Source organism: Candidatus Coatesbacteria bacterium (assembly GCA_014728225.1).
Lineage (GTDB): Bacteria > RBG-13-66-14 > RBG-13-66-14 > RBG-13-66-14 > RBG-13-66-14 > WJLX01.
Window position 1 is genome coordinate 1 of record WJLX01000110.1, and the last position, 9,308, is coordinate 9,308.

A 9,308-nucleotide genomic window follows, 5' to 3' on the forward strand; every position below is an offset into this window, starting at 1 on the left:
GTTTTTGCATCTTGGCGACCGTTACGGACGACGATAACGGTCCGCCTCCGCAAAAACCGTGCCAGTTCCGGCGCGGCTCTTCAGCAGCGGGTCGGTCGCGCAGGGTCTTCGGGAAAAAGGGCTCCCGGCCGCGGATTAGCTGTGGGGCGAGGTGGGGGGTTCTAAGGGGTAGGTTGTTTCAGCGGGCGGGGCGTCACGGTTCACTCTGCTCCGCGCAGGGGGCTGACGATCAGGGTCGCTCCCTGGACGTCGGTGACGCGGACGGCCAGTCCACGGGGGATCGGTTGCGGTGAGCGGGCGCGCCAGAGCTCTTCGCCCAGCATCACCCAGCCCCGGCGGTGCTTGCTCAGGCGGTTCAGGGCCACTCCGTGGCGGTTGAGCAGGGCGGAGAGCTGGTGGTGGCGGTCGGTGAGATAGGTCAGCAGGCCGCCGGAGAAGACGAACATGTAGAAGACGCCGGTCACCAGGACGGCGGGCACCAGGATCGCCGTATCGACGGCGACGCAGTTGGGATAGAAGAGAAACAGGCCGCCGAAGAATGTCGCCGCCAGCCCCAGGAAGGCCACCAGGCCCCGGCTGCGCAGGAAGATGTCGCCGGTGACCAGTCCGACTCCGACGGGTATCAGGATCAGCCCGAGGGCTGAGGTCGGCAAGTAGGCGAAGGCCACCAGGGCGACGAGGAGGAACAGGCCGCCGACGATCAGGGAGAAGTAGCCGCCGGGGTGGGCCGCGCTGAAGCTGAAGGCCAGCATGGCCAGCAGGTAGAGCAGGAAGGCCGTCGTCGGGCGGGCCAGATGGGACAGGCCGCGCCACAGCAGGCCGGTTTCGCGGCGTTCGATCGTTAGTAGCTGGGCGGTGTCGTGGCGCACCAGTTCGATCAGTTGGGTCAGATTGTTCGCCGTTCCATCGGCCAGGCCCCGCGTGCGCAACTGTCCGGGACCGAACTCGATGAACCCGGCGGAGAGCAGGGCCGCCCAACCGCCGTCGATGGTTTCCGGAAGCAGCGCCAGCACCTCGTCGACATGACTTTCGTCCACATCGCGCAGCTCCTCGCCGACCTTGGTCGACAGGGTGCCGTCGCCGCCGAAAGTAGCGCCCGGGGCGCCGAAGAGATAATCGGCGGCCCAGCCGACGGCCAGGGCTGGTCCGGCCAGCCGGGTTCCCGCCGGTGCCACCCAGACCGCCGTCTGGATCTCGCTTTCCCGGATCAGGGCGACGAGTTGTTCAACGGCCCAGGGGCGTCCCCCGGCGGAGGACAGGCGCAGCACCACCAGGCGGGTCTCGGCGGGATCGAGTTCGCTGAAGGCGTCTTCGAAAAAGCCCAGGGCGCCATAGTCCAGCGAGCCGTTCCATTCGAGCTGCAGCACCGCCGCCGCCCGGACCCCCGGGGCGACGCTGAGGAACAGGGCGAGAACGGCCGGCCAGCGAAGCCTCAATGTTTCCTCCGTCCGCGCGTCGGTGCGCCGGGGCGGACGACGCCGCCGGTGAGGTGGCCGAGGGTCAGCACGTTTTTCTCGGATAAGTCTTCGTAGTAGACGAGGAACATCCCCTGGTCCTCGAGGCGGAAGCGTCGTCCGCAGGCGGGGTTGTCGCAGATAAAATAGCCCAGCTGCGCCGGGTTGTAGCGGATGGAGAGATGGCTCTCGACGCCGTAACCCGGCTCGCAGAAGGGGCACTTGACCTGGTGGTGGAAGGCGGGCATCGTATGGTGGGTGGGTGGCTCTGCCGGTGAGGGCGGTTCATGGTTATTTTAGCCCATCGGGGGTCGGCTGTCGAGGTCGGTCTGGTCGCCGCTGCGACGAACGGACCCCGGAGGGTCCGCTCGGAACGGGGCTGCGGGAGTCGTTGGTCAGGCCTCTTCGTCGGCGTCGCCGGCGGTGTCCGCGGCGGGCACGCTGACCAGACGGACCAGGCCGACGCGGCGCGGGGTGGCTTGGACCACCTCGAGGCGCAAACCGTCGGCGACGATCACTTCGCCCGGCTTGGGGATGTGGCCGAGCTGGGCGATGATGAAGCCCCCCAGGCTCTCGTAGTCCTCGTCGGGCAGCTCGATCTTCAGTTCCTCGTTGAGTTCGCCGATGTCGTAGCGGGCGTCGATCATCCAGCCGCCGTCGTCGAGGGCCTGGATCATCTCCTGCTCTTCATCGAATTCGTCCTCGATCTCCCCGACGATCTCCTCGAGAATGTCCTCGAGGGTGACGATGCCGGCGGTGCCGCCGTACTCGTCGACGACCACGGCCATTTGGGTGCGTGAGGACTGGAACTCGCGCAGCAGGTTGCCGATCAGCTTGGTTTCGGGAACGAAGATCGGATCGTGGAGGAACTCCTCATCCAGGACCCGCTCGCTCTGGGGGTCGTCCAGTTGCAGCAGTTCCTTGACGTAGAGCACGCCGCGGATGTTGTCGATGGTCTCGTGGTAGACGGGGACGCGGGAGTAGCCGCGGCGGCCGACCTCGTCGATGATCTCTTTGATCGAGGTCTCGTTGTCCAGGCAGAAGACATCGATCCGGGGGACCATGACCTCCTTGACCGTCTTCTCGGGGAAGTCGGCCAGTTGGCGGGCCATCTCCCGGGCCTGGAGCATGACCTCGTCGCTTTCGGTCTCGACGGAGGCGGAATCCAGGCGGACGAGGAAGGGGTCGTCGACGCAGAGGCGACGGCCGCTCAGGCGCAGCAGGGGCCAGGTCAGCAGGCGCACCAGCAGCCAGAGCGGCCAGACGACCACGGCCGGGGGGATCAGGGCCTTGCGCAGCCAGTCGCCGTCACCGTCGTGGAGGCCGAGGTTGCGGGCCCAGAGCTGAATGAGGGCGGCACTGACGACGGCGGCCAGCAGCAGGCCGACGTAGAGTTCGCCGGGGAACTTAACCAGGTCGGTAAACAGGCGGACGCCGAAGACGGCGGTGCCGGTGAGGGCCAGGGTGACCAGGACGGGGAAGACCCGCAGGGTGAAAGTGGAGGGGCTGTCGGCGCGGCGGGCCAACTGGACGGCCAGGGCGGTGTTGGCGGCGAAGCCCAGCAGCAGGCTGACCCCGAGCAGGATGAGGTCGGTCCAAGGGAAACTCATCGCACCACCTCCGCGACCATAGGCGGGTTGTGTAGCTCTGCGGCGCCGAATCGCTGACCGGTGGTTGGGGCGGTGGTGGAGGTTGAGGTCGGATACGCGGCGGGGGGTGGGGGTGGATCGATCCGGGATGGAGACTCGCCGGCCCATGCGGTCAGGGGATCTGCCGAGTGTTTCAGCCCCGGGTGGGTGATCGCGCGTCCGTTGGGGGGCGATGGAGGTCCGCCGCCCGGTGTGGTAGCAGAGGTCGCCGGGCTCTGCGGTTCCCCGGGGGTGTGGGGACGACCGCTAAGGGGCGATGGAGGTTCGCCGGCTTCGGGTGTCGGAGACGAGGCTTCGCCGTCTCCGACGATGGTACTGGGAAGGTCGTTCATCGTCGCCTTGTGGTGGGGTTGGGCGGCGCCGGGGTACGGTGTGGGGGTGCGCCGCAGTTGGCGGGTGTCGAGTTTTAAGGATAGCACAGGGCGGGTGTGCGGTCAATCGGCGTCGGCGGGGGGCGCGAGGGACTGCAGGCGGGCGCGCAGGTCGGTTGTGGCGGCGCTCAGAGCGGGGTCGTCGGTCTCGATGTGTTCCTCGACGTGTTCGAGGAGGCGGGCGGCGGCGGTCGGGTATCCCAGCTGCAGCAGGTTGCGGGCCGTTGTCAACAGGTAACGGGGACCGTCGTCCAACAGCAGTCCCTCCCCCAGGGCGTCAAGGGCCGCAACGAGGTAGGCGGCCGCCACGGGGTGCTCGACGGCGTATTCGCGGACGGGGGGCGTTTCGCCCCAGGCCGCGAGACGGGCGGGAAGGAGGAGCTCGAGGCGTTCCCCGGACGCGCCGGTTTCCAGAGCCGCCAGGGCCCGGTAGGTGTTGAGGGTGGCGACGGCGCTCTGCAGCAGGCAGCGGTTGAGGCCGGCGGGGTTGAGTTCGGCGGCCCGGCGCAGCAGCAGGGGGCCTCGGGGATCGAGGGGCTTGAGCTCCGCCAGGGCCAGGGCCTCGAGCAGTAGTTGGCGGGCCTGCTGGAAGCGCAGCCGCTCCCAGAAGCCCAGCCCGTTGGTCAGGTAAGGGTCGACGGCGGGTGTTCCGGCGAGGTCGACGGTCCGGGTTTCCAGACGGCTGAAGATCGGCTCGTCCCATGAGCGGTCTGCACTCGGGGACCAGTGAAGACCGCTGCGCGAGCGGGAGCGGATTAGATCGGCCGGTGCCGGGTCGACGATGCTGATCCGCGTCGGCCGGCCCTCGGCCAACCACATTGCGGCGCGCTGTTCGAGCCAGCTTCGGCGCTGGGGCGGGGGCAGCAGGGCGAAGCGGGGGCCGAGGTCGCCACGGTTGAGGTTGCCGTGCCAGTCCAGGACATCGACGTCGGGTCGGCGGTCGGCGACGGTGTGGAGGTAGAGGGGGCCGAAGAGCAGATCGTCGCCCACGGCGAAGCTGCGGGCCTCGGGGGGCAGATCGCGCAGTTCGTCGCGGGAGGCGGCGGCCTGAAGCTCGCCGGCGGCGGGACGCTCGGCCCGTAGTCCGCTCCCCAGCCCCCACAGCAGCAGCAGGAGCAAACCGGCGCTCCAGGCGAGGCGGCGGCGTAGGCTGACCTTCAGCCAACGCTCGGCGAGTTCGCCGGCGCCCAGGGCCAGGGTCAGCCCGGCGACGAACACCAGGGGGGTCAGGTAGTCCTGGGGATCGACGATGTCGTAGAGGCCGAGGAGAACGACGCTCAGCGGCAGGGCGGCCCAGAGCCAGAGAACGCCCCAACCGCAGCGGCGCTTGAGCGCCACGGCGCCCAGGGGGGCCAACAGCCACAGGGGCCAGGGGAAGGCGTCGAGGAGCAGCTCCCCGGCGGCGGCCAGGACGCGGGGGTCGAACAGCTCGACCGCCGGGCGCAGGGTGTAGGTCTTGCCGGTCAGGTGGGCCCAGAGGTTGGGGGCGTTGCCGACCATGCCGAAGTCGTAGGCCGGAGCGGCACCCGCGCGCAGCGGCAGGTAGAGATAGGCCGACAGTCCCAGCAGCAGGCCGACGAGGAACAGGGCCGCGGCGAACAGCCTGCGGCCGGGTTTGCGAGTGCGCAAGCCGCGCCAGGCGGCGTAAGCGAAGAAGGGCGTCAGCACCAGGGCCGAGAGGTGGTTGGTCAACAGCAGGCCCAGGGCGAGCCCCAGCAGGACGGTGCGCCGTCCGTCGCCGTCGTCGTTGAGCACCCCGACCGCGGCGTAGAGACTCAGGGCGAGGAGCAGGTGCTGGAGGGCGTGGACCTCGAAGGTCAGCGCCTGGGAGGTCAGCAGGGGGCCGAGGGTCAGGCCGAAGGCGCCGAGGGCCGCCAGGGGCGCATCGAGTTTGAGTGAGCGCAGGGTCTTGAAGAAGAAAGCGGTTCCGGCCAGGCTGAAAAGGAGCGCCAAGGTATTGAAGGCCGCGCCGGGGTTCAGTCCCGCCAGGCCGCAGGCGGCTTGGCGCAGGTGGGCGACGACCAGCAGACTGGGATAGCCGGGCGGGTGGGCCACGCCCAGTCGGGCGGCGGCGCCGGCCAGCTCGAGGGCGTCGCCGATGAACAGCTCCCCGGCGACGAAGGGCAGGCGCAGGGCGGCCAGGGCGAGGACGACCCCCCAGAGCCACAGCCGTTCACGGCGGGCGTCCTCAGCCGTCATCGGGCCTCCTCGGCGGATTGCAGCCGGGCCAGCTCGGCGTAGCGGCCGCCGCGGGCCAACAGCTCCGCGTGGGTGCCGCGCTCGATGATCCGCCCCTCTTCGAGAAACAGGATCCGGTCGGCGTTACGCACCGTGGCCAGCCGGTGGGCGACGACCAGCACCGTGCGTCCGCCGAGAATCTCATCGAGGGCCGCCTGGACGCGGCGTTCGCTGTCGGCGTCCAGATTGGCCGTCGGCTCGTCGAGGGCCAGCAGCAGGGGGTCGCGCAGGACGGCGCGGGCGATGGCCAGGCGCTGGCCCTCGCCGCCGGAGAGCTGACGACCGCGCTCGCCGACCTCCGCCGCCAGTCCGGCGGGCAGGCGACGCACCACCCCGGCCACCTGGGCCGTCTCCAGGGCTCGCCAGAGGTCATCGTCGGCGGCTCCCTCGGCGGCCAAGCGCAGGTTCTCGGCCACGGTGCCCGCGCTGAGAACGATCTCCTGGGGCACCAGGGCCTGGCGGGCGGCGACGGCGCTGCGCTCGTAATCGCTCAACGGTCGACCGTCGAGGAGGATCGTCCCCTCGGTGGGCTCCAGCAGCCCCAGGGCCAGGTTGAGCAGGGTGGACTTCCCCGCCCCCGAGGGGCCGACGAAGGCCGTCAGCGTGCCCGGTTCGGCGGTGAAGGAGACCCCGTCGAGGAGGCGGCGTTCGGCCAACTCGTAGCCGACACCACGGAACTCCAGCCGGCCCCGCAGTCCATCGGCGGCGGAGTCCGGCCGGACCGTCGGGCTTTTTCCGGCCCGTCGCAGCAGCTCGACCCGGGGCAGGTGACGCAGCTTGCCCTCGCCCAGGGACGACTGCTCCGGCGTCGTCCCCGGTCGCCAGGTGATCACGGACAGTACGCGGCCCATCTCGATCCCCGCCGGAGCCAGCTTGAGCCGGGCCCGGGTCAGGGTCTTGACCGGTTCGAAGACCACGGCGACCAGGCCGATCAGCTCGAACAGGGCCCCCGTGGTCAGCACGCCGTCGCGGACCAGGCCGCCGCCGTAGGCCAGCAGCACCACCAATCCGGCGCCGACCAGCACCTGGACCAGGCCGCGGAAGGCCGTCGTCAGGGCCTCGCCCTTGAGGCGGTTGCGATAGTAGGCGCGGGCCAGGCGGTCGAAGAGGGTCGCCTCGCGCTCGGCGGCGCCGAAGACGCTGACCAGCTCGACGGCGCCCAGACGCTCGCCGGCGTGACCGAGGATATCGGCGCCGGCCCCGGCCGAACGCCGGCCGTAGCGCCGCAGGTGGCGGTTGAAGAAGGCCACAGACAGGCCGATCAGCGGCAGGACGATCGCCAGCAGCAGGGCCATCCGCCAGTGGACGACGACGATGATCGCGGCGACGATGGCCGCCGTCAGCCCCGCCTTGAGCAGCCCACGCAGCTTCTGGGGCACCTTGGCCACGGCCCGGGGGCCGTCGTAGCAACGCGAGGCCAGCTCGCCGTTTTTGGCGCGGATGAAATCGGCGAAGGGAATCGTCAGCAGACGCTCCAGGCACATGCGGCGTAGGCGGGTCGCCAGGTCCTGGCCGCAGCGGTCGGCGGCGTAGATGCTGACGAAGGCGAAGACGCCGGAGAGGATCATCGCCCCGCCCATCGCCACGGGCAGCAGCCACAGGGCGGTGCGCGCCGGGTCGACCGCGCCGCGCTCGGCCAGCCAGCCCAGCACCGGGGCGCCCTGCCCACCGAGGATGTCCACCAGCCAGCCCAGCAGGATGGGGAAGGCGGCCTGCAGGGCGGCGGCGATCAGGGAGCCCAGGACCGCCAGGACGACGGTGCCGCCGTAGAAGCGCAGATAGGCGAACAGGCCCCGCCGCAGGGGGACCAGTTCGGGATACTCGCTGCTCGTCGCTTTGTCCGTGGTCAAGACCGTCGCTCCGGCGATTACGACCGCCTAAGGATAGCACTACCCCACCGGCTTTGACCAGCGGCGCCGTCAGGCGCTGACAGCCAACCGCCCCCTGGCCCGGAATGCAACGGCGTGCTAAACTAACGAGGTTCCAACCCCCAGCCACCGGTTCGCGCCACGGGAGGAATTCGAATGCCGCCGCACCGTTCAACCGCGATCGCCCTGCTGCTGCTGACGCTCTGTGTCGGTGCCGCTTACGAGGGGCTGCTGTTCTTCGAGGCCCGCCTCGAGGGCGGCTGGCAGGTTTGTTACATCGAGCTGCCCGACGGCGAGCCGCTCCCCCTGACCGCCACCCCGGCCCTCGACGCAGAAACGCCGGCCTTCAACGGCGACGCCGACCCCACCCCCGACGGCGGCGAGTTGGTCTTCACCTCCAACCGCAGCGGCGAGGACGAACTCTACCGGCTGCAACTGCTGGACAACGGCAAGACCGCCACCGTCCAGCAGCTCACCGACAGCCCCGGCGTGCAGGCCTTTCCCGCCCTCTACCCCGCCGGCGACGAGCTGTTCTACCATTCCGAAGGTGCGCGGAGTTGGCAGATCTACCGCCGGCGGCTGTTGACCGGCGAGACCACGCTGCTGACCTCGACGGGCGATAACCTCTTCCCCGCCGTCGATGCCGCGGGGCGCTGCGCCTATTGCTCCACCCGCGACGACAACTGGGAGCTCTACCTCTGGGACGATGCGACGGGTGAGGAAAGCCGCCTGACCGACAACGCTGCCGCCGACCTCTACCCCGCCTTCTCTCCCGACGGCCAGGAACTGGTTTTTTCCTCCAAACGCGGCGACGGCGAGAGCTACGACCTCTACCTGCTGGATCTGAACGACGGCTCCGTCGAGCTCCTGCTGGCCGACCCGGCGGCCTCGCTGATCTATCCGGCCTGGGCCCCGGGAATGATCCTCTACCACATCCAGCGCGGCGAGGACTCCCGGCTGGGTTGGCTGGAGCTGGAGAGCGGCCAAACCGGAGAGTTCACCTTCCTCCCCGGCGTCGATCTCGGCCACCCCGCCCCGGCACCCGCGGGAGAATAGTCTTCGACAGCGCCTTGATAGATCGTTTCGTTCTGAGCCACACCCGCCCGTCATCGATTCCCGACATTTGGGGATATCGCTGAATATTGGGATCACATAACGGCAACGGACCTTTACATATAACACATATTCTGAGGAAACGGTCAGCAGCGAGCGACTGTTGCACCTTGTGTTCAGTTTTATGGCGGAGTCTTTTTGGCTTCAACGTCGCGATACCGCCACCGGCGGTCCGGGGCTGTTTAATCAACCGCCTGACTCTGTTAACCTCATCAGAGATACCCTGTACTATGCCTGTCAATACAATAAGAACATGGGATCACACACGATCATGGACCAATCAGGCTGTTGTTGGGGTAGTCTAGCCTGCCGGGCTCGTTTCGTTGGTTGAAGCTGAACTCCATCTCCCTGATGAAGAGACTGAAGTTGCGCTTGAAACCGCCGTGGTGGGCCTTTAGCCGGCGTTTGGCGTAGCCCCGGAAGTTCTCAAGGCCGTTGCTTGCCGCCAACCAGGGTCTTATCGTGGTTGATGCACCTGTGATGGAAGCCGTTGAATGAGACAGCTTGTAATAGGCCTTCCAGCCGTCGTAGTAGAAGCTCGAGCCCAGCTCGGCCTCCCGATCGGCGGCGATACGCTCGCCAATGATACGATAATACTTGGCGAGCGTATTGGGA

Annotated in this window: 6 protein-coding genes; 1 reads left to right on the plus strand and 5 read right to left on the minus strand. The window is 68.7% G+C overall.

Annotation, left to right across the window (positions count from 1 at the left end; genetic code table 11):
- Positions 1–200: 200 nt before the first annotated feature.
- The 5 genes from GF399_07935 to GF399_07955 all read right to left on the minus strand — a co-directional run bounded on the left by GF399_07935 (position 201) and on the right by GF399_07955 (position 7,562).
- A complete protein-coding gene (locus tag GF399_07935) occupies positions 201–1,436 on the minus strand; it encodes a hypothetical protein (GenBank protein MBD3400247.1) in 1,236 nt (411 codons plus the stop codon).
- Entirely contained in the window at positions 1,433–1,702 is a 270-nt protein-coding gene (locus tag GF399_07940; GenBank protein MBD3400248.1) for a hypothetical protein, read from the minus strand. Before GF399_07940 ends, GF399_07935 begins: the two co-directional genes overlap by 4 nt.
- 147 nt (positions 1,703–1,849) lie before the next feature.
- Positions 1,850–3,211, minus strand: a complete 1,362-nt coding sequence (locus GF399_07945; protein MBD3400249.1) for a CBS domain-containing protein — start codon at positions 3,209–3,211, stop codon at positions 1,850–1,852.
- A gap of 326 nt (positions 3,212–3,537) precedes the next feature.
- Positions 3,538–5,673, minus strand: coding sequence for a DUF2723 domain-containing protein (locus GF399_07950; protein MBD3400250.1), 2,136 nt, complete (start codon positions 5,671–5,673; stop codon positions 3,538–3,540).
- Positions 5,670–7,562 carry an ATP-binding cassette domain-containing protein gene (locus tag GF399_07955; protein ID MBD3400251.1) on the minus strand — a complete coding sequence of 631 codons (1,893 nt, stop codon included), beginning with the start codon at positions 7,560–7,562 and terminating at the stop codon, positions 5,670–5,672. Before GF399_07955 ends, GF399_07950 begins: the two co-directional genes overlap by 4 nt.
- A 174-nt stretch (positions 7,563–7,736) precedes the next feature.
- Here GF399_07955 and GF399_07960 point away from each other — a divergent pair, with 174 nt between their 5' ends.
- Positions 7,737–8,636 carry a hypothetical protein gene (locus GF399_07960; protein ID MBD3400252.1) on the plus strand — a complete coding sequence of 300 codons (900 nt, stop codon included), beginning with the start codon at positions 7,737–7,739 and terminating at the stop codon, positions 8,634–8,636.
- Positions 8,637–9,308 lie beyond the last annotated feature (672 nt).

Excerpts from the sequence above, each read along its gene's own strand:
- GF399_07950 (MBD3400250.1), bottom strand. The coding sequence starts at position 5,673 with ATGACGGCTGAGGACGCCCGCCGTGAACGGCTGTGGCTCTGGGGGGTC.
- GF399_07960 (MBD3400252.1), top strand. The coding sequence starts at position 7,737 with ATGCCGCCGCACCGTTCAACCGCGATCGCCCTGCTGCTGCTGACGCTC.
- GF399_07940 (MBD3400248.1), bottom strand. The coding sequence starts at position 1,702 with ATGCCCGCCTTCCACCACCAGGTCAAGTGCCCCTTCTGCGAGCCGGGT.
- GF399_07945 (MBD3400249.1), bottom strand. The coding sequence starts at position 3,211 with ATGGGCCGGCGAGTCTCCATCCCGGATCGATCCACCCCCACCCCCCGC.